Origin of the sequence: Rhodococcus sp. 27YEA6, from assembly GCF_044908235.1 — a bacterium.
GTDB lineage: Bacteria > Actinomycetota > Actinomycetes > Mycobacteriales > Mycobacteriaceae > Rhodococcus_F > Rhodococcus_F qingshengii.
In genome coordinates, this window is record NZ_JBIYCY010000003.1 from 158,648 (window position 1) to 183,851 (window position 25,204).

Below are 25,204 nucleotides of genomic sequence, written 5' to 3' on the forward strand. Positions count from 1 at the left end.
GGACGTCATGGAGCATCTTGCCTCGTCGATTCTGCACCCGTCCCGGTGGAGCGTGCGCGCGCGGTCGACCGTGGCTTCGACACTCGTGATCGCCTTCTGCCTGGTGATCGCCGGGCTTGCACTGGTTTTCGTGCTGGCAAACTCCCTGCATCTGTCCGCGCTGAACAGCTCCGAAGCTCGCGCCACGCAATTGGTCCAGCAGCTCAACGGAAAAAACCCTGCCGATCTCGACCCTTCGCTTCTGTCCACAGACAGTCAGATCGGAATCGTGCAGATCGTCGACGCCGATCACCGAATAGTCGCCCAATCACCTGGAACCGACAGCGACCTCCTGTCCGGACGTTTTCTCGGCCCTGACGAGTCGGACGCTCTCGGAAGGGTCAAGAAGTCCGACGACGAGGACTACTGGCTGATCGGGCGAGGCGCTCAGACGCCGACCGGACCAGTCACCGTCTTCGTCGGCGCCGACCGCGAACCGGTTGAAACCGTGGTGACGACCGTTGCCGTTCTGCTGGCCATCGTCGGACCTCTGGTCCTGGGGCTGGCAGCGTTTGCCACCTACCGCCTCGTCGGTTCGGCCCTCGCTCCCGTCGAACGCATCCGCGCTCGGGTAGCGTCGATTTCGAGTGGGCGTCAAGGTGAACGAGTGCCTGTACCGTCAGGGAACGACGAGATAGCCCGACTGGCAACAACAATGAACGACATGCTGGCGCGCCTCGACGAAGGCGCGCTGGCCCAGCAACGATTTGTCAGCGATGCCTCACACGAGTTACGCAGTCCGCTGTCCACGATCACGACGGCCCTCGAACTGGCACACCGACGCCCGGATCTCCTCGACGACGCGTTGATCGAAGACGCACTACTTCCCGAGGCGCGCCGAATGCGGCAGTTGATCGAAGACCTGTTGATTCTCGCACGCTCGGACGAAAGCGAACTCGAAAAGTTCGGCGTCGTCGTCGACGTCGACCTCGATGACATCTTGTTCGCCGAGCAGAAAAGGATCGACGGTATCTCCGAAGTTACGGTCGCCGCTGCCGTGGCTCCGGTTCGGGTCTCCGGAGACCCGAGAGCATTGACGCGGATGGTGCGAAACCTCGTGGACAATGCAGTGCGGCATGCGGAGACCCTCGTGTATCTCGAGTGCTCCGAAGCCGGAAACGAAGCCCACATCGTGATCGAGGACGACGGGCCCGGAATCCCTGAAGCAGAACGCGAACGAATCTTCGGACGCTTCGTCCGCCTGGACCAGCCGCGGTCGAGGCAGGGAGGCGGGTCCGGACTTGGACTCGCCATCGCGTCGGAAATAGTTGCGGCGCACCACGGAACCATTTCCGTCAACGAGAGAGTGGGCGGTGGAAGTCGATTCGAGGTGACGATTCCGGTACCGAACGACTGAAGATCAGGCAGTGCCGACAAAGCGGTACCCGACGCCTCGGACCGTTTCGATGCTCTGAGTTCCGAACGGGAGGTCGAGCTTCTTACGAAGGTAACCGATATACACCTCGACGATGTTCTCGTCACCTTCGTAGTTGGTGTCCCAGACGGAGCGAACGATCTCGGTCTTCGTGACCACCACACCATTGTTGCGCATCAAGAATTCGAGAACGCTGTACTCCCGCGGCGTCAGGGTCAATTCGATTCCCGCTCTGCTCACCTGATGTTTGGCCGGGTCGAGGGACAGGTCTCCAACGGAGAGTATCGCCGGACGTTGTGGAGCGCCGCGACGCACCAGTGCGCGCAGCCGAGCGAGAAACACGACAAACGAGAATGGCTTGACCAGGTAGTCGTCGGCGCCGAGATCGAATGCATCAGCCAGGTCGTATTCGCCGTCCTTTGCCGAGAGCATGAGGATCGGCGTCCAGATCTCCCGGGCGCGTAGATCCCGCACGATGTCGTACCCGTGTTTGCCCGGCAACATGATGTCGAGAACGATCACGTCGAATTCGTCACTGCACGCAGTCGCGAATCCGTCGTCACCGTTGAGTTCGACCGCGGTCACGAATCCCTCGGCCACCAATCCCCGCCGGATCGTCTCGGCCAGGCGCACTTCGTCTTCGACCACCAGTACTCGCACCACCGGCCCCGTTTCGTCGCCACGCAGTTGTTCGGATGCACCCAGTAGAGCAGACGGTAGACCCAGAGCCGAGTTCCGTTCAGCGTTTCTTCAACTTCGGCTCGTCACACTGCATTCATGCCTGCAACTGTGTCGACCGTGCGAAACGTGGTCACCGAAGTCCTGACCGAGAGCACCACCGCAGAGATCGCGGTTGCCGCAATCGTGGCGGCCGCAGCTCTGTTCGCGTTCGGTTCGATCTACCGAGCTTCCAGCGTTCGGTCTACAGCCCTTCGCACGTGCGGACTCGTGCTTGCACTGGTGACGCTGTCGATCCAGGTGTATGGAAGCGGGTGGTTGACGAGCTTCGACGGGCCGGAGACCGACTGGATGGTCGATCATCGGAGCGGCGCCCTGAACCAGATCGCGGTCGCCGTCACAGATCTCGGTAGCCCGGTCGCCACCGCGCTACTCGGGATCACCTGCGGAGTGCTCATCTCATGGCGAGCGCGTTCGGTCGTTCCGGGCCTGATCGTGATCGGAACGGTTGGCGGGGCGGCGGTCGCCAGCACGGTAATCAAAGCGCTCGTCGGTCGCGAACGTCCGCCGACCAACATCCAGGTTCTTCTCGAGACCGGCCACTCGTTCCCCTCCGGTCACGTGACGGGCACAGCAGCGCTGTTCGGCATTGCCGTTCTCGTTGTGAGCGTCGACCGAACAGCGGCCGTCAAACGCCTTCTGATGCTCCTCGCCGTGACGGTCACCGTCGTCGTCGCGCTGACTCGCCTCTACTTGGGTGCGCACTGGCTCACCGACGTCATCGCCGGAGCCATTCTCGCGACGCTTGCCGTCACGGTGGGTGGAGCCCTCTTCCGATTCGTCGGCACTCACAACCAAGCTGAATCGACTACTGCTGCAATGCGCTCTGCAGAACCTTCAGCACTTCACGAGCCGCAGTCGGCCCGGTATTGAGGTAGAAGACGTCGTCGTCAACAGCGACGGTTTGGTTGGCGACCACACCACGTAACTGCGCCCACAACGGCGCGTTCGTCAATGTCGCCGGGTCCCCGCCCTGCACGCCGTAGAAGATCCAGTCGGCGTCCGCCACGTTCAACTCTTCTTCACTGATGTCTCGGGAAGTGTCGTCGAACTGCTGCGACTGCGGACGGGTCAAGCCGGCATCCTCGGCGATACTGCCGGTGAACGAAGGAATACCGAAGATGCGCAGACGATTTCCGTTCTGGCGCGTGAACGACACCGTCGGCGGCGACGAGAGGGAAGCACCGAGGGCCGCGGCATCGGTATTGAAGGTATCCAGCAGTGCCGCCGCCTGCTGCGTCTTACCTACCCCGTCGGCAACCAGCAGGAAGTCCTGCTTCCAGTAGACGCCGGTTCCCTGTGTTGCCACCGTGGGTGCGATGGCGGAAAGCTGGTCGTACAGCGAATCAGCGTCCTTTCCTGCAACATTCATCAAGATCAGGTCAGGATCGAGCGTGACGATCGCTTCGAAATTCGGTGTGAAGCGTCCACCTGCGTCAACGACATCACTTAGCTGAGTACGGAATTCGGGGTACGCAGACAACAAGTACGGAGGCACCAGGTCCGCACCGTCACCACGCGTCGAACCTGCGGGCACGACACCGAGCGACAGGAGTGCATCTGCTTGCCCGGTCGAGATGACGACAACCTTTTCGGGCTGCGATTCGATCGTGGTGTCCCCTTTGAAGTGTGAGACGGTACGAGGGAACTCGCCGTCCGACTTTCCGCTCCCCATTCCAACCGGGACTTCTCGCGGAGCGACAAACGCAGAGTCCGCCGGAGCTGACGCACTGATCTCGGCATCTGTGGGCGACGCGTCCTCGCTCGAGCAGCCACTGAGAGCTGCCACCAATGTCAGTGCGCCGATCAGCATTACACTGCGTGACTTCTTTCGAAAATTCATGATCGTGTCCCGTACGTCGTGAAGCATGACAGCTTCATCTTCCGTCATGGTTAGGTGACCCTACCCTTTGAAGAACTGTAAACTATATCTGTGTCAGATACAGTTCCAGGGCGTGGATCACACGGGGTCGATCGCTACTCTGATCACGTGCCCACCGCGGAAGAAGCATCGAGATCACTCATCGCTGCGGCGTTCGAATTGCGTCGAGCGCTGCGGGAATACATGGCTACGTCAGGCACCGACGCGACTTTGCCCGAGGCACAATCCGAAGTACTTCACGATGTCGCACAACACCCGGGCACTCGCATCGGGGCTGTCGCCGACCGTCTCTCCAGACGCCCGAACACCGTCAGCACACTGGTGCGCACACTCTCCGACAAAGATCTGATCGAGCGACGGCCCGATCCCACGGACGGCCGAGTGAGCACACTTTTCGTGAAGGACGAGCGAAGCGCGCGACGAGACCGTCGATCCGAACTACGCATCGGCGTTCTCGCCGAAGAATTGGCGTCCCTCGACGAGGGCGACCTCGACACATTGTCCGCTGCCATCGACATCCTCGACCGGGTCAATCGATCATTGCGAGATCACGCACCGCGGTGACACTCCGGGACACACAGAAGCGGTGCGGTGCAGCACCTGCCGCACCGCACCGCACCTGCTGACGAGTTACCGCCCTAGTTCATGTCGTTCGCAATGATGTTCTCGATATTCCGTTCGGCCAGAGCGGTGATGGTGACGAACGGATTGACTCCCACATTGCCCGGTACGAGGGATCCGTCCATGACGTACAGACCCGGGTACTCCGGCAGACGACCGTAGCCGTCGGTCGCCTTGCCGAGCACACAACCGCCGAGGGGGTGGTACGTCAACTGATCGCCCCACGTCTGCGTCGGGCCGAAGAGGTCGGTCCGGTAGATCGTGCCTTCCTTCTTGTTGATCTTGTCGAAGAGCTTCTTCGCCATGTCGATCGACGGCTGGTTCTGCGAGCGCTGCCAGTTCAATCCGACTTTGCCTGTTGCCGAGTTGAATTGGAACTGAGCGCGTTGCGGATTCTTGGCAATCGCCAAGTACAGGCTGACCCACAGTTCGGTACCGGCCGGGAAGGGTGCGATTTCCGCAAAGACGGGAGCGGATGTGTCGGCCCAGTTGTCGATACCCATCACGGGGATCGCGGACTGCTTCGCACCGGTGGCGTCCCACATGTGATTGGCGCGGCCCACCATCACGTTGCCGTTGTGACCCCATTCCTGTCCAACTGCACCCGGCAAATTCGCCAGCTGCCCTTGCGCTTTCATCGCGACCAGGAGCTTGCTGGTCCCGATACTGCCGGCCGCGAAGAAGACCTTGTCCGCCGTCACTGTCTTGGTGCCGACGGTATTGCCCTGCTCGTTGATCTGGTTCATCACCACTTGATAGCCACCGCCGGTCGCGGCCGGGGCAACCGAGGTCACGACGTGCAGAGCTGAAATGGTGAGCTTGCCGGTGGCGGATGCCGCAGCGAGGTACGTCTTGTCCAGAGATTTCTTTCCGGCATTGTTGCCGTAGATGACCTCACTGACCAGAGCAGACTTGGTGACCTGGCCGGCAGCTTCCTGCTTCATGTAGTTGAAGTCGTAGACATTCGGCACAAACGTTGTTGTGTAACCGGATCTCTCAGCGGTCTTTCGCCCCGTCCGCGCGAACTTGTAGTACTCGGTCGATTCGAACCAGGCCGGGTCGATGTTGTTGACTCCGAGCGCAGCGTTCGCGCGCGGGAAATACGTCGAGTACATCTCGTTGGAATCGACACCGGGCAGGATCTCTTCGAAGTAGTTACGCTTGGGTGTGACGGCCATACCGCCGTTGACCAGCGACCCACCGCCGACCCCTCGGCCCTGGTAGACCTTGATCCCGCCGAAGTCCTCGGCGTCGAGAACACCGACGTAGCGGCTGATGTTCTTGTCCACCGAGCCGCCGGAGAAGTGTGAAACCGGTTGAACTGTACGGTCTCTGAGCCAGAAGGACCGACCGTCGGGCGAGAGCATCGGGCAGAAGATCTTGCCGTCGGACCCTGGTGTGGTCCACGACTTCCCCATCTCGACCATGTGCGTGTCGATACCGGCCTGTGTCAGGCGAAGTGCCGCAACGGCACCGCCGTATCCACTGCCGATCACGAGCGCGGGGACACGGTCTCCGTCGTTCAATGCTCGTCTGGGCGCAGCGGCCGCCGTGGTCCACGAGGATGAGAGTGCGGCGGCCCCCACAGCTAATCCTGTTGCTGCCAAGAAGTTTCTACGCGAGAGCGTGGAATTGGTACGTGCGTGCCGTTCGTTGGATCCAGCGCGAATGCTCAAGTGTGCCCTTCTCTTTCCGTGACCCCCGCGCTGAGATATACCGGGAGAAACCGAACGAGAAGTCCATACTCGTGGGTAACTTCGAGGAACCGTTGATTTTCCATGAAAAGGGCCGATGAACAGAAAGTTCACCGGCCCTCCGAAAGAACGAGTCAGGGAATTGAGATGCGACCTTCGACGGCGCCGAGCCCGATGTCCTTGCGGAAATGACCGCCGGGAAGCTTGACGTCGGCGATCTTTGCGTAGGCGTCGTCGCGAGCTTCGGTCAGATCCTTGCCCACTCCGACAACACTCAGCACACGCCCGCCGGCCGAGACGACGGCACCGTCTTCACGCTTCTTGGTACCGGCGTGCAGGACTCCGTCGGCGTCGGCTCCGGTGATCACGTCGCCGGTGCGTGGGGTTGACGGGTAGTTCTCCGCGGCAATCACGACCGTGACAGCGGAACCGTCGCGCCACTGCAACGGACCGACCGAATCGAGTGTTCCGGTCGAGGCTGCATTGAGTAGACCGCCCAGCGGCGTTTCGAGGAGAGCAAGCACGGCCTGAGTTTCGGGGTCACCGAACCGGCAGTTGAATTCGACGACGGCCGGGCCGTCGACACCGATCGCCAGACCGGCGTAGAGAAGGCCGGAGAAACTGCTACCGCGCGCGACCAACTCGGCAGCGACAGGCTTGACGACGTCGTCGACAATCTGCGTGACCATCTCGTCGGGCAGCCACGGCAATGGGGTGTACGCGCCCATGCCGCCGGTGTTGGGTCCGGAGTCTCCGTCGCCGACTCGCTTGTGGTCCTGAGCCGGGAGCAGCGGGATCACGGTTTCGCCGTCGACGAGGCAGAAGAGCGAAACTTCCGGACCGTCGAGGAAGGACTCGAGGAGAACCGGGTGTCCGGTCTCGAGCAGTTCTGCGGCATGATCGCGCGCGGCGAGACGATCCGTCGTGACGACTACGCCCTTACCCGCGGCCAGTCCGTCGTCCTTGACCACCCAGTTGGGACCGAAGCGGTCGAGTGCTTCGTCGAGCTTGGCCGGATTGTCGACGATCTCGCTGTGAGCGGTCTTGACGCCGGCGACAGCCATCACGTCCTTGGCGAAAGCCTTCGATCCCTCGATGCGGGCGGCGTCGGCCGAAGGCCCGAAGCAGGCGATACCTGCTGCGCGCACCGCGTCTGCGACACCGAGGACCAGCGGAACCTCGGGTCCGATGACGACGAGGTCGGCTTCGACCTTCTGGGCCAGCGCGGTAACCGCGTCACCCGAAGCGACGTCGATGGGGTGCTGCTCGGCGATTTTTGCGATCCCGGCATTGCCAGGCGCGCAGATCAGGGCCGTGACACCTGGATCGCGAGCAAGAGAGAGAAGGAGGGCATGTTCACGGGCTCCGGAGCCGATTACTAGTACGCGCACGGGGAACAGACTACGGCCTGCGATAACAGCGCTCTCGGAGTGCCACTCACGGGGCCAAGGTCCCAGCGTTCGGCCTTTGTGCGAAATATCCGTTTCGAGATGAGATCATATGAATACCTGAATAGGTGAACAGATGTTTTCGGACACCTGTCCACCAGGGAAAGGACACCCGTGAAACTCCACAAACCAGGCGTTCTGACGCTCACCGCAACCGCCGCAATCGGCGCACTTCTGATCACGTCGTGCAGTAGCCCGACTGGCACCGACTCCTCGGGCAACAACGACGGCCTGGTCTTGGCCGACGGCTACGAGCTGGGCGGCTACAACCCGGTCGCAGGCTTCGGCGCTGCCGGTGAGGCCAAGATGTACGACGGCCTCGTCCGGCTCACCGGAGGGACCGGCATGCCGGGCTTCGAGCCGTCTCTGGCCGCGGAGATGCCCACTGCCAACGCCGACGCGACGGTCTGGACGGTCGAACTCCGCGACGGGGTCACCTTCTCCGACGGATCGACCTTCGACGCCGCCGACGTGGTTGCCACGTACAAGGCGATCCTCGATCCCGCTTCCGCCTCCGAAGCGCGTTCGTCGTACGACATGATCAGCGACGTCGTGGCCGTCGACGACAGCACAGTCGAGTTTCGTCTCGCCTACTCGTATGCGCCCCTGCTGACGAAGATGCTGATCGGCATGGTCCCGTCGGAATCCCTCGCGACACCCGGACTGGCCGCCGAATCGCCGTTGAACACCGCGCCTGTCGGTACGGGTCCGTACACACTCGTCGATCTCTCACCGGATCGAGCGGTCTTCGAGGCGAACGAGAACTACTGGGACGGTGCACCGGAGATCAAGAAGCTCACTCTCCTCTACGTTCCGGACGACAACACCCGCGCCCAACGTATGGTGTCGGGCGAGATCGACGGAACCAACCTCCCTCCACTGCTTGCCAATACGTTCTCGGGCAAAGACAACATGTCGGTGACTGCCCATCAGTCAGCGGACTGGCGCGGTCTCTCACTTCCGACGAACAATCCCGTGGTAGGCGACAAAGCCGTACGGATGGCGCTCAACCTCGCCGCCGATCGCCAGTCGATGATCGACAACGTCCTGGGCGGACACGGCCGCGTCGCCGCCACTCCGATCCCCGAGGTCTACGGCGATTCGTACAACCCGAACGCAACCTTCGCCTACGACCCGGCCGAGGCCGAGCGAATTCTCACCGAAGCGGGCTGGATCGAAGGTGCCGACGGAATCCGTTCGAAAGACGGTCAGCGGGCGCAGTTCACGATCATGTACAACTCCGTCGACACCGTTCGACGTGATCTCGCTCAGGCATTTGCCTCCGATGCTCTCGCTGTCGGCATCGAGGTGGATCTCGAAGCGCTCTCCTGGGACCGCATAGACCCTCGAATCAACCAGGATTCGACGCTTCTCGGTGGTGGAGACGAACCTTTCGATCCAGACACGCAGGCGTACGACGCGCTGAACTCGAAGTACATAGCGCCCGGGGTCGGCAGCATCTACGACAACGCCAGCGACTACTCCAATCCAGCAGTCGACGCAGGCTTGGAAGTAGGACGCCGCAGCCTGGATCAGGCAACGCGTGACGCCGCGTATCGCGACGTGCAGCAGGCGTACGTCGAGGATCCCGGATTTGTCATCCTCGTATTCCTCGACCATACGTACGTTTCGAAGGATTCCGACTGGCAGATGTCCGGACCGGTACTCGAGCCACACTCACACGGTGTGACCTGGGGCCCGTGGTGGTCACTGCAGACGTGGGCCAGAGGGCAATGACAGCGGTCGACGTTCGGGTAGACGCGCGGCAATCGCTCGACCACCGTGGCAACTCCCGCCGAAAGGCCATCCTCACGATGGTCGGTCGGCGGGCGTTGTTCATCGTGCCGGTGATCGCCGTGGTGTCCGCGGGACTCTTTGCCGCCGCCGCAATCTCACCGTTCGATCCACTTGTCGGCTACCTGGGCACGCGATACATGACGACCAGCGACGCGGACAAAGCGTTGATCGCCGATCAGATGGGTTTCGACAACCCCTGGTACAGCACGTACTGGAATTGGCTCCAGGGCGTGTTCACCGGTGATCTCGGGATCTCCAGATCGTTCAATCAGCCTGTTTCCCAGGTTATCTCCGAGCGTCTGCCATGGACCCTGCTGCTGGTCGGTATCTCACTCCTCATCGCGATTCTCGCCTCGCTGACACTCGGTGTTCTCGCCGGAATCCGCAGTGGAGGATTCTTGGACAAGACCGTGTCCGGGCTGAGCGTCGTGGTCCAAGGACTTCCGCCGTTTGTCTTGTCGCTGGGTGCCATCGCGCTCTTCGCGTTGACTCTCGGCTGGCTCCCGGTCGCCGGGTTGACCGACGGGGGTGCCGATCCCACACCGGGACAGGTGATCCGGCACTTGGTCCTACCGGTGACGGTCCTCTCCATCTCGCAGATGCCGTGGCTCCTACTCGCGGTCCGAGAATCCGTCGTGGGTTCGAAAAGTGAGGGATTTGTCGCGGGCGCCGTAGCACGCGGAATCCCGACGCCGACCATCACGAAACGCCACATACTGCCGACCTCACTGGCGCCTTTCGTCAACATCGTCGGCGTGCGACTGCCCGAGCTGATAGTCGGGGCAGTGCTGGTGGAAGAGGTCTTCAGTTGGCCAGGGATCGCCGGCGCCATCGTCTCGTCAGCCCGTGACCTCGACATGGCACTGCTCGCGTTCCTCACCGTCGGTACGACATTGACGGTCATGCTCGGCTCACTGCTTGCCGACGTCCTCGTTGCAGTACTCGACCCGAGAGTGAGTACCGATGGCTGAACGACGCTTCAAGATCGCCCTCGGCGTGCTGATCCTCGTTGCGCTGTACGCGGCGTTGGTCCCATGGTTGGCCGACGTCGACGACCGAGTCACAGACTTCTCGGCTGCTCGCCTGGCTCCGTCGTTCGATCACCCCTTCGGAACGGACTCGGCGGGCCGAGATCTGTTCGTGCGCATAGCTGCAGGCATTCGAACCTCACTTCTGATCGCACTCGCCTGCGCGCTGCTCGCCACGGTGATCGGCGTCGCCGTCGGCACTACGGCCGGACTGGTCGGCGGCTGGGTGGACAGGTTCGTCATGCGCGGCACCGATGCCGTCAACGCACTCCCCCACCTGTTGCTCGGCATCGTCATCGTCGCGATGTTCCGTGGAAGCATTGCCGCCATCGTGCTTTCGATCGCACTGACCCACTGGACCCAAGTGGCCCGGATCATCCGCTCCGAGATCTTGAGTCTGCGCGAGCGTCCCTACATCGACGCCGCCATTCTCGCGGGAGCCAGTCGACGTCACGTGATCATGCGCCACCTCGTGCCGGCGACGGCGCCACAGGCTTTGATCGCAGTCGTTCTCCTGCTGCCCCACGCCGTCTGGCACGAATCGACGTTGTCCTTCCTGGGATTCGGCCTTCCCCCGCACAAGCCCAGTCTCGGGACGCTTCTCGAAGAGGCACGCAGTTCTCTGCTCCTCGGCGGTTGGTGGACGCTGGCATTCCCCGCCGCAGTTCTCGTGATCGCCACCGTCGCAGTTGCCGTCGCCGGTTCGGCCCTGCGGTCGATGCTCACGCCCCCTCGACCTTCGGAGTTGCGACTGTGAACCACGGCCTGCGCATCGAATCTCTCACCGTCAGGATCCCTCTACTCGGAGGATCGGTAGTTCACGCTGCGAGCGACATCGACCTCGACGTTCCAGCCGGCACGGTGACCGCACTTGTCGGGGAATCGGGGTGTGGCAAGTCGATCATCGCCACCTCGGTCATGAACATGTTGCCGCCGAATGCTTCTCGAACCGGAACGGTCACCGTCGGAACACCGGACCTCGAGATCGACGTCTTCTCCGGCACCGCGTTCCGTGGGCGGCACGTGGCTCTCGTTCCACAATCCGCCGCAACACATCTCACCCCCGTCCGCACTGCGCGATCGCAGCTACAGGAGACGATCGACGCACTCGGCAGCGATCACACTTGCGATGCCTTGGCACTTCGCGTCGGACTCGAACCGTCGGCCCTGGACTGCTACCCGCACGAACTGTCGGGCGGCATGGCGCAACGCGTGGCCATTGCCGGTGCGCTGGCCGGGAATCCGTCGGTGATCGTCGCAGACGAACCCACCGCCAACCTCGACCGCGAACTCACCGACCACGTCATGGGATTACTTCGAGAGTGCGCGGACGCCGGAGCGGCGGTCCTGCTCATCACCCATGACCTGGCATCCCTTACCCGCAACGGTGTCGCGGATCGACTTGCCGTCATGTACGCATCACGCATCATGGAGACCGGTCCGGCCGCGCTGGTGTTCCAAGATCCGCTTCACGATTACACCCGAGACCTTCTCGGCGCCTTACCTTCCAGAGGTTTGACTCCCATGCCGGGATCGCCACCGCAACTCACCGATCTCCCCGAGGAGTGCGTCTATCACCTACGACGCCCGGAGTCGAAACAATCCGGTGGCCCGACCGAACTCGTCACATTGGGTGACCGCACGTACCGAACGCTGCGGAAGGTGGGCTGACATGAGTCTGCAAGCTCTGAGAATCACCAGCGGTTACCGTCGCAACCGGCCAGTTCTCGAGAACGTCTCGCTCGAGATTCCGTCGGGAAAGCTGATCGGCCTGACCGGGCCTTCGGGCACCGGAAAATCAACACTTGCAAGGATTCTCGCTTCGCTGGATGCACCGTGGTCAGGCGAAGTGCGGATCGACGGATCACCCGTTGTGGGTACCAAATTCTCGGTACCCGCGGCACTACGCGGCACGGTGTCCATGCTGTTTCAGTCACCTCGCGCATCGACCGACCCTCGGCAGACGCTCGCCTCGATCATCGGCCAACCCGGTGACATTGCCAGTAGGTCAATCGATGTGGCCGCGCTGGCAGCAGAAGTGGGCCTCACTCCCGATCTCTTGTCGCGCAGACCACACCAGGTGAGCGACGGCCAACTACAGCGCGCCTGCCTGGCGAGATCGCTGGCGCAACAACCGAAATACCTCATCTGTGACGAGGCGACGGCGATGCTCGACGCCGCCACGACGGCCGCGCTCATTCGGTTGATCGAGAGTCGCGCCGCCGAAACCGGCGTCGGTGTATTACTCATCAGCCATGATCGCGAATTACTCGGCGCCTGCTGCGACGTGGTCCACGACCTCGACAGTATCAGCGCTTAGCCCCTGCGAAATCGACCCTTGACCCGAACGTATGTTCGAGTATGATTTGGGCAGGGGATCGGGGGATTCAATGAGTGTCTTGTTGTCGGACGTGGTGTCTGGTTCTGCGGTGGGGTTACGCGGACGCCTGTGGCGGTTGACTGCTGCCGAGTTGCGTGCTGCTGCGGTGTCGGCGAGTGCGGAGATTCTGCGTCTTGAAGCCGTTCGAGTGGCCGTGGTCGACGAGTTGTCGTTGCGCCCGGATGATCAGGTGATCGCGAGCCGCGGAGTGGGGTCCTGGTTGGCGGCCAACACGATGCTGCAGGTTCGGGACGGGAAGAAGATCGCCGCCCTGGGTGCGGCTTTGCGGCCGTTTCCGGCGGTGGCGGCTCGGTTCGATGGCGGGGACTGCTCCTTCGAGCACGCCGTGTTGATCGTGGCGTTCTGCGAATCACCACCGAAAGGCATGCCAGACGCCGCGCTCCCTCGCTGTATCGACCTACTGCTTGCGGCTGCGTCGGGTGTGGAAGCGACGACCACGAAAGTGCGGAACGCGATCGCGACCTTGGAGCGAATCTTCGAATCGGATGAGATCCCGCCCGCCGAAGACATCGACCGGAACGAGCTCCGCATCGCCTCGACATTGAACGGTCGAGTGGTGGTGCGTGGTGATTTCGACGCCCTCACCGGAGAAATGCTGCTCTCGGCCCTGTCGAATCTGACGATGCCCACCCCAGCACCGGACGGAACCCCGGATTCTCGGTCGGCGGCGAAACGGACCGCGGACGGGTTCACCGAACTGATCCGCCGCTATCTGGACTGCGCCAAGACCGGTACCGATGGTGGTCAGCGTCCGCATGTGAATGTGCACATCAATGCTCGGGATCTGGCGGAGCACCGTGACTGCGCCGCCACACCCTCGCCCGATGGTGGTGGAATGGCTGTGTCGGATCTCGATGTCGGGCACATGCCCTGGCTCGGACCGCTGTCGGTGTCGCAGACCAGGCTTCTCGGGTGTGATTGTTTCCTGTCGACCGTTCTGCTCGACGATCATGGGGCACCGCTCGATGCGCAACCAGGAAAACGGTTGGTCACCGCCGAACAGCGAGTGGCGTTGATTGCCCGAGACAGAGGCTGCGCGTTCCCGGGCTGCACATGCGTGCCCGCCTGGACTGATGCGCACCATATCCGGCACTGGGCCAACGGTGGCCCGACGGTGATGAACAACCTGGTCCTGCTGTGCCGTTCACATCATCGGTTGATGCACCGCAAATCCGGGTTCGTCGGCAAATGGGAAATCCGAATAGGAGTCGACAACAAACCCTGGTTCATCCCGCCACCCTCGATCGACCCGCAGCAGCACCCGCGGCCGGCGAACACCACCTTCAAAACCTGAGGACGAACCTCAGGCATACAACTTCACGCCAGGTCCGCATCGGAGGAAGCACCTCCGATGCGGACCTGGCGTGCGTTCATTATGGTCAGCCTGCAACCGTCAAGTCGTAGAGGGTTACTCCGTCTACCGTTGTGGCGGTGAAGTTTTCGGTCACCCACGTCGAGATAGCGGTAGCGGTGCCTTCGGCGTTCATACCGCCACCCATCCCACCGCCTGCGATGAAGAAGTGAATCTTGCCCTCTGCCACGTACTGCTGGAACTGCGCGAGCGTCGGCGACGGATCGCTCCCGTTGAACCCTCCGATAGCCATGACCGGTGACTGCGTCGCAAGCTGATAACCCGAGGCGCTGTTGGACCCGATTGCCGCGGCTACCCACGTGAACTGGTCGGAGTTCTCTTCGAGTGTGGACACAACAGCGGCTCCCGGCGTGCTGCCCTGCAGTAGACCACCGGCACCGCCTCCCATTGCGCCCCGCGTTCCGTCGGTGGTCGGCGTGGTACCGCCCGGAACTGTTGCACCACCGGGCATCTGACCCATTCCTACAGGGGGCGTGCCCGGCATTCCGGTCCCAGCCCCGTCAGTCCGACGGTTACCGCCATCAGCCGTGCCACCGAATCCACCGAAGCCTCCGCGGCCACCGCCGGGCCCACCCATTCCACCTTCGACGCTCGGTCCGGCCGAAACTATGGAACCGGCATGCGGAGTGTTGATCGTGTCGATCGCGTATGCAGTCGGACCTGCCAGACCGGTGAAGATCGCTGCGAGAATCACTGCCACAGCCGATCGACCTCGCGTCACTGCCGAAATCAGCACTGCCACGGCACTGACGATGCCGACCACCAGAATGGTCCAGCGAAGCCACGGTACGAACGAAGGCGAGCGTCCGAGCAGTACCCACGCCATCGCGACGGTTGCGGCCAAGGACACCGCCAGAATGATGCGAACCCAGAGGACGTCACGATGACGCCACGCCACTACCGATCCTGAACCGATCAGCGCGGCGATCGCCGGCGCCAGCGCAACGGTGTAGTAGGCGTGGAAGATTCCCGCCATGAAACTGAAGGTCAGTCCGGTCACCAACAGCCACAGTCCCCAGACGATGAATGACGCGCGCTGTGTATCAGCGCGGGGTGCCCTGCCTCGCAGCACGATTCCAGCCGCCAGAAGTATCAGTGCAGCAGGAATCAACCAGGCGATCTGTCCGCCCTGGGCCGATTCGAACAGTCGGGTAATGCCGGTACTCCCCCACATACCACCGCCGGCCCCACCACCTGGTGCCATACCTCCCCCGGCCATACCACCTGCGGCCTCGCCCATGCCGGGGAAACCGCCCGCAGCAGCGCCGGCCGCGGCATCACCAGCACCGCGCATTCCGCCGCCGCCGACGCTTCCGGTCTCGTTGCCGCTCAAGCGCCCGAGCCCGTTGTAGCCGAGCGTCAGTTCGAGAATCGAATTGTTCTGTGAACCACCGATCCACGGACGCGAGTCGGCCGGCCACAGTTCGACGATTGCCAACCACCATCCGGCGGAAACGATCAGTCCGCCCAGTGCCGCGAACAGTTGGAGTACGCGCTTACCCAGTTTCGGCGGTCCGGCGATCAGATAGGTGAGCGCCAGCGGTGGAACCACCAACATGACCTGTAATTGCTTTGTCAGGAAACCGAATCCGCAGAAGATACCGACCAACACGAGCCAGCGGGTGTGGCCGTCCTGCACGGCGCGCATCATCGCCCACACTGCTGCGATCATCAGGAGCACCAGCAGAGCATCCGGGTTGTTGAACCGGAACATCAGCGCCGCTACGGGTGTGAGCGCAAGTACCAGGCCCGCGAGGAGGCCGGCGGCCGCACCGAAATACCGTCGAACCGTTCCCCACAACAGTGCAACCGATCCGACCCCGAGGAGTGCCTGCGGCACCAACATCGCCCAGGAATTGAGTCCGAAGATGCGAACCGACAGCGACATCAACCACAGGGACATGGGCGGCTTGTCGACGGTGATCGAGTTTGCAGCGTCCGAGGAGCCGAAGAAGAAAGCCTTCCACGACACCGAACCTGCCTGTACCGCAGCGGCATAGAACGAGTTGGCCCATCCGGACGCGCCCAGGCCCCAGATGTAGGCAACTCCGGTGCCCACTAACAACACTCCCAGCGCCCACGGTTCCCAGCGCACCTGACGTTGCGGTTCCGGCGCTGGCAGCGGCGCGGCGAGTGTCTCTGCAGTGGCGGTCATCGATTGGCTCCTACGGATTGTGCGGTGCGAAACACCCAGCGCAGTGCGATGAATCGACTGACTGTGGCAACAAGATTGGCGATGACGAGTACGGCAAGCTCCACGTGCTTGGAAGCATCGGGCGCCATGACGTCGAGCACGAACAATGATCCGCTGGTGAGCAGTAGACCGAACCCGAACACGAGCAGTCCCTGCATCTGGTGACGAGCGGATCCTTCCGACCCTCGGATCCCGAAGGTGAAGGCCCGGTTGGCGGCGGTGTTGAATACCGCGGTCACCAGCAATGCGACGGCGTTGGCCCACTGCGCACCCATGATCGAGTGCAGAGCGAGGTAGAGCAGCGCGTACGCGAGCGTCGAAATGACTCCCACCACGGCAAAGCGTGAGAGCTGCCCGACCATTCCTCGTGGAACTCCGGGAACCAACGGTTCACGTCCGAAACTTGCCCTGAGCTCGGCCAATGGAAGGGAACCGGTAGACAGTGCTCGCCCGACACGGACCACACCTTTGAGGTCGGCAACTGCCGTGGCAATGATGTCCACCCGACTGTCCGGGTCGTCCACCCAGTCGACAGGGACCTCGTGAATCCGCATGCCCGCTCGCTCGGCCAGCACCAGCAATTCGGTATCGAAGAACCACCCGGTGTCCTCCACCAGCGGAAGTAGTTGCCGTGCAACATCGACGCGCATGGCTTTGAATCCGCACTGGGCGTCGGAGAAGCGAGCATGCAGTGCGCTTCGGAGGATGAGGTTGTAGCTACGTGAGATGAACTCACGCTTGGGGCCGCGCACCACGCGGGACGATCGTGCCAGCCGGGAACCGATGGCGATGTCCGAGTGTCCGGAGAGCAACGGAGCAATCAACGGCATCAGGGCGTTGAGGTCGGTCGAGAGGTCGACGTCCATGTACGCGACCACGTCGGCATCGGAGTCGCTCCATACCTGCCGCAGTGCTCGACCACGACCCTTCGCATCCAGGTGGACGACCCGGACGTCGTCGAATTCTTCGGCGAGGGAACGTGCGAGTGCCAACGTGCCGTCGACACTGGCGTTGTCCGCGATGGTAATTCGTGCAGAGAATGGCACCTGCGTGCGTAAATGCCGGCGCAGGCGCCGCACGCACGTCTCGAGGCCTGCCTCTTCGTTGTATACCGGGACGACCACGTCCAGCACTACAGTCGTCGCGGAGACCTCCTCTGCGTCCGTGCTGCCCGCGGTCTGCATGGCTTCTGTCGTCATGCGTCCTAGATTTGTCGGGCCGGCTCCGACGAACCTGCGTCCAGCCTGGGAGTTTCCTGGCAACCGGACGCGGGCTAATCTCGGGGTATGCCTTCAGTCTTCAGTGCCATCATCAACGGGGATCTACCAGGACGTTTCGTGTGGGAGGACGAGGACGTCGTCGCGTTCTTGACCATCGCGCCGGTAACGCAGGGCCACGTGCTTGTGGTTCCGCGAGCCGAGGTCGATCAGTGGCAGGACGTGGATCCTGAACTCTTTGCCAAGGTCACCGCTGTTGCCCGCAACCTCGGCCAAGCCGTGCGGAAGGCGTTCGACGCGCCTCGGGCGGGTCTCCTCATCGCAGGTCTGGAAGTTCCGCATCTTCACGTTCATGTTTTCCCCGCATACGACATGGGGAACTTCGACATCAGTGGCGCCGACACCTCGCCGTCACCCGAATCTCTCGACGAGGCACAGACCAAACTCAAGTCGGCGCTACGCGACCTCGGCTTCGAGGCAACTGTCTCGACTCGTTGATCGCATACCTTCGACCGAATTTCGCTGGCCGATAACTGGACTCCCCGCCGCAGCCTCCAACGGAGGTTGCGGCGGTCGCATTTGTCGCTCCTACCGACCGTGACCTGCGATTGCACACCGAACAGTCCGTTTCGCGCTGTCGCGCGAGCACGAGATTCGCTGCTACCGTGGGTCGCTGGTCCGGGACCTAGGGCCCTAAAACTGGTTCACGTGTTAACAGTCGGAGGACAAGGGAGCAATGCAGGAACGTGCCAAGATCAGTCGCCGACAGATTCTTCAAGGTGCTGCTGATCGGTTCGAAGTCACGGGGTACGGCAGCACGAGCATGAATGACATCGTGTCCGCGGCGCAGATGACCAAGGGCGCGGTCTATTTTCACTTCTCGTCCAAAGACGAACTGGCTCAGGCGGTGATCGAAGAACAGCACCAGATCTCGATCAGTGCCTTCACCGCAGTTGCAGCCACAGGCGCACCGGCACTGGAACAGCTCGTCATGGTGTGCCACGAGATGGGCCGCCAACTCGTCGCAGAACCTATTGTTCGTGCGGGAATCCGACTTACCCTCGAGTTGGCCTCTGCCGACGGTTCGCAAGGCCCGTACGTCGCGTGGATCCGCGAGCTTCGAAAACTGGCCGAGGCCGCGAAGCTCGAAGGCGACATCCGCGACGATGTGGAGCCGGAATCGGTGGGTCGCGTAGTGATCTCGGCATTCACCGGCGTTCAACTGGTTTCGAACGTGCTCACCAGACGAAGCGATTTGAACGACCGTATCGACGAATTGTTCACCCTCCTGTTGGCAGGCGTGGTCTCCGACAAGCGACGCAGCGACGTCGCCGAACTGGTCGGATGTCGCCTCGAAACTTATGCGTCCTGATCCGGAGAACACCCCGACGCCCGGATGATTCGGCGTATCAGCACCGAACCGTGCGCCAACCTTCGTCGATTCGTACAAGACCCCCCGTCGTCGACTCACTATCGTCAGATCCACGAATAACCCAGATACATGGATACCGACGAAAGGGCTTCTCGAATGACCGAAACCGCCACGTACGTTGAGAGCGCACAGCAGGAGATCGCTGCTGTACTCGCCGAAGCGAAGACCGATGCCTACGTCCACGCACGCGACATCGATTCCGGCGAAGAGTTCGGCTACGGCGCGGACGAAGGTGTCATCCTCGCCTCCGTTTTCAAGATTCCTGTTGTGCTTCAGTACGCCCGTGAAGTAGCGGCAGGCACCCTTGATCCGACCGAGCACGCCACGGTGACCGCCGAGTTCCGCTCCGGCGGCATCGGTATCGGCGGCTGCGCCGACGACGTGACTGCAAGCTGGCGAGACCTCGCTCTGCTCATGATGAGCTTCAGCGACAACGCCGCCACGGATTTCTTGTACGAGCGTCTCGGACTCGACAACATCGTCGCAACGCTGCGCGGGCTCGGTTTGGAGAAGACCAACTTGGTCCGTGACTGCCGAGGCCTCTTCAAGACGGTCTACGACGACCTCGGCGTCGACAAGGGCACCTTGCTGGAAATGCCCCCCATCGAAATTCTTCGGACAATTTCCGTCATGGATCCCGCCCGCTCCAATTCCAGTACTCCTCGTGAGATCACAATGTTGCTGGCTGCAATCTGGAGGGATGAAGCCGGCCCCGCATCGGCTTGTGAAGAGGTCCGAACCATCATGAGCAAGCAGGTCTGGCCGCACCGCCTTTCGTCCGGTTTCCCCGACGAGGTCACTGTCGCCGCCAAGACCGGAACGCTGGGACTGGTACGAAACGAAGCCGGCGTCGTGGCGTACCCGGACGGCAAGCGTTACGCCGTCGGTGTCTTCACCAAGTCCCACGAGCTCACCCACCGCGCCCCGAAGATCGACGCCTCCATCGGAACCGTCGGCCGCATCGCTGTCGAAGCACTTCGCAACAACAGCTGATCCGAACCCACTGACAAAGAATGCGGGTCGCGCTGAGAAATCAGTGCGACCCGCATTTTTCGGCTTTCGAGCTAGCGTGGACCGCGCAGACGAAGATGCACCATCAACCGGAAGCGGACGTTGGGGTCGTCGAGATCCAACGCGGCCATACCCTTCAACTTGCTGAGACGATACCGAAAGGTGTTGGGGTGCACGTGCAATGACGCCGCGGCGTCACCGACATCACCGAACGCGTTGAGCCACGCATCGAGAGTGTCCACGAACGAGGTCGCATGAGCGGCGTCGTGGCTGGCGATCGCCTCGATCGGTCCGAGGTCCGAGAACCCTTCGGCTGCAGCTTCCGACGCGATCTCCAACAGGATGGCATCGACGTGGACGCTACTGAAGGTGGCGACGCTGCCCGACGCTCGTCCCGCCAACAACACTTCGAGGGCATGTTCGGCGTCGCGCTTCGATCGGCTCAGCTGCGCCGGTCTGGTCACGACCCGGCCGATCCCGATGATCGTGTCGCCGGACGCTCCGGTCCGGTCCAGGAAGTCCGAGGCCACACGGAACGCCTGCAACTCGGCCTCGGCCGGGGAATGCCCTCGCACAGACAGCACCGCGTAGCCGGTTCCGTTGACCAAGGCTGCCGCCGACTGCGAGTGGACGGCGCCGAGGTGCATGGCCAGAGCGTCGGTCAGTCGCACCACGTGGGCGGCATCGTCCGGCTTCGACGATCCTTCGAAAGACCTACGACCCAAAGCCATCACGAGTGCGGGGCCGGTCCCGAGGCCGAGGCGATTCATCGCGTCGACCGCACCTGACCCACCGTCGAGAAGGGTTGCGATCAGGTCTGCGCGCAGTCGGCGCTCGGCGTCGGCGCCGCCGCGCAACCGCAACATCTGCAGCGCGATCAACCCAGCTGAATCGCGCAGAGCACGCATCCGGTCGTCGGACATCGGCTCACCGGTTGCCACCCACATGGAGCCGAGGAACTCGTCGCCGGCTCTGATGGACACGGCGATACGACCCATTTTGGTACCGAGGGTCTCGGCCGAGACCCACACCGGATCGTCGCTGCGATAGAGCCGGTCGAAGACCCCGGCCTCTTCGAGCACTCGAATGTACTGGTCAGGAACTTGCCGCTCCAGAACGGTCGCGATACGTGGACCGTCTCCTTCTTCCTGGCGGCCGGAGAAGGCGATGACCCGTGAGCTGCGGTCCTCGATCGTGATCGGCGCATCGAGAAGTGCGCTGACAGCGTTGGCGAAGGCGAACAGATCGCCGGCCGGGCCGCCTCCGCGTGAGTGGATGTGCCCGACTTCGTTTCGGGCCGAGAGCACCGAATGAAGCAGGCTTGTCAGCTGAACCCACGAGACTCCTCGCGCCAAGGCCAACAGCACGACGCCCGAGGCGATGACGGATTCGCGGTCCGCATCGCTGACCTCGGCGGTCACTCGCGCGACCACCACGCGTACTCCGCGCTCGGCCAGGCCGGCCACGGACTCCGCGATACGTTCGCCTCCGGTGACGCCGACGAGCAGCACCATGGAGTCCGGTGTCGAGGGTGAGTCGTCGTCGGGGTCGTGAATGACCACCGAGGCGATCTCCTGGACCGCCTCCGGGTCGCCGACAACCGGATTCAGCACCGTAGTTCCCACGTCTTCGAGAAGCCGCACCAAACTGATGCGAGGTCGTACGGTGCCCACGTCTATCACTCCTTCGTCCGGTGAACGAAGTGTGTCATAGTGATTCGTCAAAGCCGATCCATGCCGATCCATTCGACCGACGTGGTAATTGCTTCGAGCAGGTCGGGGATCGGTTCGACGCCGATGCCCGGTCCTTCCGGAACCTTCACGTAACCGTTGTCGAGTACGAACGGCTCGGTGATGTCTTCGGCGAAGTACCGGTCGGAAGCCGATGTATCGCCTGGTAGGACAAATCCGGGGAGCGCGGCAAGCGCGACGTTGGCGGCCCTGCCGATTCCGGTCTCGAGCATTCCGCCGCACCACACGGCAATTCCGTTGGCCTTGCAGACGTCGTGGATACGACGCGATTCCAGATAACCGCCCACACGTCCCGGTTTGATGTTCACCACGCTGCACGCACCGATTGCCAGCGCGTCGGCGGTGACCTTCGCGGAGGTGATCGACTCGTCGAGGCAGACCGGCGTCCGCATCATCTCGGCCAGCCTGGCGTGGCCGCGCAGTTCCTCTTCGGGAAGCGGCTGCTCGATCAGCAGGAGGTCGAAGTCGTCGAGCCGCTGGAGATGGCGGGCGTCAGCCAGGGTGTACGCGGTGTTCGCGTCGACCTGGAGGAGTACGTCGTCGCCGAACCTCTCGCGGACTGCGCGAACCGCCTCGATGTCCCAGCCCGGTTCGATCTTCAGTTTGATGCGCAGGTATCCGGCATCGAGGAACCCGCCTACCTCCTCTAGCAGCTCATCGATCGAATTCTTGATACCCACCGAGACACCCGCGGGTACGCGATCGACTACTGCACCCAGGTACGAAGACATGCTCGTCCCGGCAGCCCGTAACTCGGCGTCGAGAAATGCGGTTTCCAATGCCGCTTTGGCCATGGGGTGCCCGGCGAACTGTTCCATCGTCGCGCTCAGTGCGTGCACGTCGGGATCGGTGAGTTCACCCAGAGACGGAATCAGGAACTTACGAAGGACTTCGGCGGCGCCGTCCGTGTATTCGGAGCAGTAGCGAGGCTCGGACATCGCCACGCACTCGCCCCAGCCCTCCGACTCCGAGGTGACGACCTTGACGAACAACACGTCCTTGGTGGTCTCGGTGCCGAACGAGGTACGGAACGGCGCTTTCAACGGCATTGCCGCCCGGCGTAATTCAACTCCTTCGATCTTCACGATGTAACCTCCGCTGTTGTCCTGCCTGCCTGTGTTCCCGGCGCACGGTCCAGCACGTACTTTCCGGTTCTGGTAACTGCGAGAACCACTCCGTTCTCGGCGAGCACACCACCGAGAGTCTCGCGGACTGCCAGGCGCCAGTCGTTCGCTGCCGTCGGGTCCGACTTACGCAGTGTGTACACGTCATTCGGTGTAGCCACCGTGACGAATCGATTCTTGGTCGACTTCAACACGGGCAGGCCGGCTTCGGAGACGGACAGCAGTTCGCTCGCCCCCAAGGACTCGGGAGTCGGGACTTCTCCCGAACCGGCGACGACGTCGGCAACCTTGCTACTACCGATTTCCCAGTCGATCAGCAATCGGTCGCTGTCTGCGCCGCCGTTGAGACTGTCGTTCATCGGCGCGTAGAAACGCGGCAGATACTGGATCGGGAACGCACCGAGTTTCGAGACGTTGAAGTAGGCATTGCGTGCGACGAGCGGGTCGAAAGTCCACCGCACGTGGAGAATTCCCCGTTCCAGTGCCCACGCTCGCTGGAACAGTTTCAACGCGAGGCCGATGTGCCCGTTCTGCACGTTCGGGAGGATCCCCGTGATGTGTGAATGCAAAGAACGATGTTGCGGTTCCTCGAAGAATGCAACCGAGCCGCCGATCAGATCCCCGCCACGAAACGCGCCGGCGACGTAGTTACCGGAGTGTGCGAGCGCTTTCATCATGTCCCGATGGACGGGAGGGTTACCGCTCTCCGGCTGCCATACCTTCTCGAACAGACCGAATACCTGTTCCAACTCGGCATGCCCGGTGACGGTTTCGATAGTCACACATGCAAGCAGGGCGGCCTGCTCGGCCTGGCTGATTGCTTGCCGCATCCGTGAAGGCGATACACCTCCGAATGGTTGAACGGTCTTGCGTTGGAAATTGTTCGGCGACGTCATAGTCACAGTCCTCCCTCCAGGATTCGAGTCACCAGACCGGCCAACAAGGTGGCGCGCGGGATCATCTGATCTATCTCTACGTGTTCTGTCGCTGCGTGGGCGCCACCGCCGACGGCACCGAGGCCGTCCAACGTGGGAGTTCCTACTGCGGCAGTGAAATTTCCGTCCGATGCACCGCCGACGGCGCAGTCGCGCAGCATCCCCAAACCGCTCTCACTGCTGACCTGGTGAGCGAGAAAGTACAGCTTCTCCGAAGACACTGATTCCAGTGGTCCACGGTTGGGGCCTCCGGACACCGAAATTCGACTTTCGGCCAGCGCCGGTGTCAGTGCACGGATCGAACGGTCGATGCGTTCCTGTTCCTTCGCCGACCACATGCGAACGTCACACCACAGTTGCGCTTGCGCTGCAACAGTATTGGTGGTCGTGCCGCCACTGATCACGGACGGAACCACCGACGTTCCCGCCACCGGGTCCGCGAGCTCCACCACGGCCTGAATCTGGTGTGCGAGCTCCACTACGGCGTTCACACCTCGTTCCGGTTCCAGTCCGGCGTGTGCAGCGCGTCCCTCGATGTCGACGCAGTACAGCGACATACCCTTGCGCGCTGTCTTCACTGCCCCTTCGGCTGCGGCTTCGAGGACCAGCACCGCGTCGACCTGACGTGCTTGCTCCTCGATCAGTGCGCGCGAGGTCGGGGAGCCGATTTCCTCGTCGGAATTGAGGAGCACGACCACCCCGTCGAGCGACGGAAGCGATGCGAGCGCGTGGAAGAGCTGGACGATGCCGGCCTTCATGTCGAAGACTCCGGGTCCGGTGGCGATGTTGTCGGTGACAGACCAGGGCAACTCCGCGAGCGTTCCGAGCGGCCAGACGGTGTCGAAATGGCCCAGGAGCATCACCTTCGGCTCCGCGCCGAACGACCAACGCAAGTGCTGGCGCCCGTCGATGCGGATACGTTCGGGGGTGCTTCCGAGGTGGCGTTCGCCGATGTCGGCCACCACGTCCGCACATGCATCGACTGCGCCGAGATCGGAACTAGGCGACTCGGCGGTTACCAACGCCGCCAGGTCTGCCACCATTGATTTCTTGTCCACTCCGACGCTCTCCTGTCACCGACTTGCAACTTCGCAGTCAAGCTTGGTCGAAGCGACCCTGTCGGATCTTGTCCAAGACTCCTGTCC

Annotated in this window: 22 protein-coding genes; 12 read left to right on the forward strand and 10 right to left on the reverse strand. The window is 62.4% G+C overall.

The window, feature by feature from the left end:
• Nucleotides 1-7: 7 nt before the first annotated feature.
• Complete coding sequence (locus ABH939_RS11075) at nucleotides 8-1,396, forward strand: sensor histidine kinase (RefSeq protein ID WP_404649619.1); 1,389 nt, start codon at nucleotides 8-10, stop codon at nucleotides 1,394-1,396.
• Nucleotides 1,397-1,399: 3 nt separating this feature from the next.
• Here ABH939_RS11075 and ABH939_RS11080 read toward each other — a convergent pair whose 3' ends face one another.
• Nucleotides 1,400-2,074, reverse strand: a complete 675-nt coding sequence (locus tag ABH939_RS11080) for a response regulator transcription factor (RefSeq protein WP_064111838.1) — start codon at nucleotides 2,072-2,074, stop codon at nucleotides 1,400-1,402.
• A gap of 117 nt (nucleotides 2,075-2,191) precedes the next feature.
• On the opposite strand from ABH939_RS11080, the gene ABH939_RS11085 reads away from it, so the two are divergent.
• Nucleotides 2,192-3,025: a phosphatase PAP2 family protein gene (locus ABH939_RS11085; protein WP_404649620.1), complete on the forward strand. Its 834-nt coding sequence runs from the start codon at nucleotides 2,192-2,194 to the stop codon at nucleotides 3,023-3,025.
• Here ABH939_RS11085 and ABH939_RS11090 read toward each other — a convergent pair.
• The gene (locus ABH939_RS11090) at nucleotides 2,961-4,043 is read right to left on the reverse strand and encodes an iron-siderophore ABC transporter substrate-binding protein (protein ID WP_232329983.1); all 1,083 of its coding nucleotides are present in this window, start codon (nucleotides 4,041-4,043) and stop codon (nucleotides 2,961-2,963) included. The genes ABH939_RS11085 and ABH939_RS11090 overlap by 65 nt on opposite strands.
• Nucleotides 4,044-4,142: 99 nt before the next feature.
• Here ABH939_RS11090 and ABH939_RS11095 point away from each other — a divergent pair, with 99 nt between their 5' ends.
• Nucleotides 4,143-4,598, forward strand: coding sequence for a MarR family winged helix-turn-helix transcriptional regulator (locus ABH939_RS11095; RefSeq protein WP_047269576.1), 456 nt, complete (start codon nucleotides 4,143-4,145; stop codon nucleotides 4,596-4,598).
• Between the two features lie 74 nt (nucleotides 4,599-4,672).
• Here ABH939_RS11095 and ABH939_RS11100 read toward each other — a convergent pair whose 3' ends face one another.
• A complete protein-coding gene (locus tag ABH939_RS11100; RefSeq protein ID WP_007734403.1) occupies nucleotides 4,673-6,241 on the reverse strand; it encodes a GMC oxidoreductase in 1,569 nt (522 codons plus the stop codon).
• A gap of 242 nt (nucleotides 6,242-6,483) precedes the next feature.
• The gene (gene purD, locus ABH939_RS11105) at nucleotides 6,484-7,740 is read right to left on the reverse strand and encodes a phosphoribosylamine--glycine ligase (protein ID WP_007734401.1); all 1,257 of its coding nucleotides are present in this window, start codon (nucleotides 7,738-7,740) and stop codon (nucleotides 6,484-6,486) included.
• A 171-nt stretch (nucleotides 7,741-7,911) separates the two neighbouring features.
• Here purD and ABH939_RS11110 point away from each other — a divergent pair, with 171 nt between their 5' ends.
• From ABH939_RS11110 to ABH939_RS11135, 6 genes are all read left to right on the forward strand, one after another.
• Entirely contained in the window at nucleotides 7,912-9,534 is a 1,623-nt protein-coding gene (locus ABH939_RS11110; RefSeq protein WP_404649621.1) for an ABC transporter substrate-binding protein, read from the forward strand.
• Nucleotides 9,531-10,565: an ABC transporter permease gene (locus ABH939_RS11115; RefSeq protein WP_082654891.1), complete on the forward strand. Its 1,035-nt coding sequence runs from the start codon at nucleotides 9,531-9,533 to the stop codon at nucleotides 10,563-10,565. The genes ABH939_RS11110 and ABH939_RS11115 overlap by 4 nt, the downstream gene beginning before the upstream one ends.
• Nucleotides 10,558-11,379 carry an ABC transporter permease gene (locus ABH939_RS11120; protein ID WP_020906350.1) on the forward strand — a complete coding sequence of 274 codons (822 nt, stop codon included), beginning with the start codon at nucleotides 10,558-10,560 and terminating at the stop codon, nucleotides 11,377-11,379. The genes ABH939_RS11115 and ABH939_RS11120 overlap by 8 nt, the downstream gene beginning before the upstream one ends.
• The gene (locus tag ABH939_RS11125; protein WP_042920388.1) at nucleotides 11,376-12,293 is read left to right on the forward strand and encodes an ABC transporter ATP-binding protein; all 918 of its coding nucleotides are present in this window, start codon (nucleotides 11,376-11,378) and stop codon (nucleotides 12,291-12,293) included. Before ABH939_RS11120 ends, ABH939_RS11125 begins: the two co-directional genes overlap by 4 nt.
• A 1-nt stretch (nucleotide 12,294) precedes the next feature.
• Nucleotides 12,295-12,942, forward strand: a complete 648-nt coding sequence (locus tag ABH939_RS11130) for an ATP-binding cassette domain-containing protein (protein WP_312638917.1) — start codon at nucleotides 12,295-12,297, stop codon at nucleotides 12,940-12,942.
• Between the two features lie 70 nt (nucleotides 12,943-13,012).
• The gene (locus ABH939_RS11135; protein ID WP_404649622.1) at nucleotides 13,013-14,317 is read left to right on the forward strand and encodes a DUF222 domain-containing protein; all 1,305 of its coding nucleotides are present in this window, start codon (nucleotides 13,013-13,015) and stop codon (nucleotides 14,315-14,317) included.
• A gap of 85 nt (nucleotides 14,318-14,402) precedes the next feature.
• On the opposite strand, the gene ABH939_RS11140 is transcribed toward ABH939_RS11135, so the two are convergent.
• Nucleotides 14,403-16,550, reverse strand: a complete 2,148-nt coding sequence (locus tag ABH939_RS11140) for a glycosyltransferase family 39 protein (protein ID WP_312639267.1) — start codon at nucleotides 16,548-16,550, stop codon at nucleotides 14,403-14,405.
• Nucleotides 16,547-17,788, reverse strand: coding sequence for a glycosyltransferase (locus ABH939_RS11145; protein WP_007734387.1), 1,242 nt, complete (start codon nucleotides 17,786-17,788; stop codon nucleotides 16,547-16,549). Before ABH939_RS11145 ends, ABH939_RS11140 begins: the two co-directional genes overlap by 4 nt.
• 87 nt (nucleotides 17,789-17,875) lie before the next feature.
• Between ABH939_RS11145 and ABH939_RS11150 the strand changes: the two genes are divergently transcribed.
• From ABH939_RS11150 to ABH939_RS11160, 3 genes are all read left to right on the forward strand, one after another.
• Nucleotides 17,876-18,304, forward strand: a complete 429-nt coding sequence (locus ABH939_RS11150; RefSeq protein ID WP_064074148.1) for an HIT family protein — start codon at nucleotides 17,876-17,878, stop codon at nucleotides 18,302-18,304.
• 238 nt (nucleotides 18,305-18,542) lie between these two features.
• The gene (locus ABH939_RS11155; protein WP_064074149.1) at nucleotides 18,543-19,178 is read left to right on the forward strand and encodes a ScbR family autoregulator-binding transcription factor; all 636 of its coding nucleotides are present in this window, start codon (nucleotides 18,543-18,545) and stop codon (nucleotides 19,176-19,178) included.
• A 156-nt stretch (nucleotides 19,179-19,334) separates the two neighbouring features.
• Complete coding sequence (locus ABH939_RS11160; protein WP_007734380.1) at nucleotides 19,335-20,231, forward strand: serine hydrolase; 897 nt, start codon at nucleotides 19,335-19,337, stop codon at nucleotides 20,229-20,231.
• A gap of 71 nt (nucleotides 20,232-20,302) precedes the next feature.
• On the opposite strand, the gene ABH939_RS11165 is transcribed toward ABH939_RS11160, so the two are convergent.
• From ABH939_RS11165 to ABH939_RS11180, 4 genes are read right to left on the reverse strand one after another with little or no spacing between them, the layout of a single operon-like run.
• Complete coding sequence (locus tag ABH939_RS11165) at nucleotides 20,303-21,922, reverse strand: CdaR family transcriptional regulator (RefSeq protein WP_058039306.1); 1,620 nt, start codon at nucleotides 21,920-21,922, stop codon at nucleotides 20,303-20,305.
• 47 nt (nucleotides 21,923-21,969) lie between these two features.
• Nucleotides 21,970-23,085, reverse strand: a complete 1,116-nt coding sequence (menC, locus tag ABH939_RS11170) for an o-succinylbenzoate synthase (protein WP_404649623.1) — start codon at nucleotides 23,083-23,085, stop codon at nucleotides 21,970-21,972.
• Nucleotides 23,082-24,020 (reverse strand): GNAT family N-acetyltransferase, encoded by a 939-nt coding sequence (locus tag ABH939_RS11175; RefSeq protein ID WP_404649624.1) that lies wholly within the window; start codon nucleotides 24,018-24,020, stop codon nucleotides 23,082-23,084. Before ABH939_RS11175 ends, menC begins: the two co-directional genes overlap by 4 nt.
• Before the next feature lie 2 nt (nucleotides 24,021-24,022).
• Nucleotides 24,023-25,117 (reverse strand): M20 family metallopeptidase, encoded by a 1,095-nt coding sequence (locus tag ABH939_RS11180; RefSeq protein ID WP_075832250.1) that lies wholly within the window; start codon nucleotides 25,115-25,117, stop codon nucleotides 24,023-24,025.
• Nucleotides 25,118-25,204 lie beyond the last annotated feature (87 nt).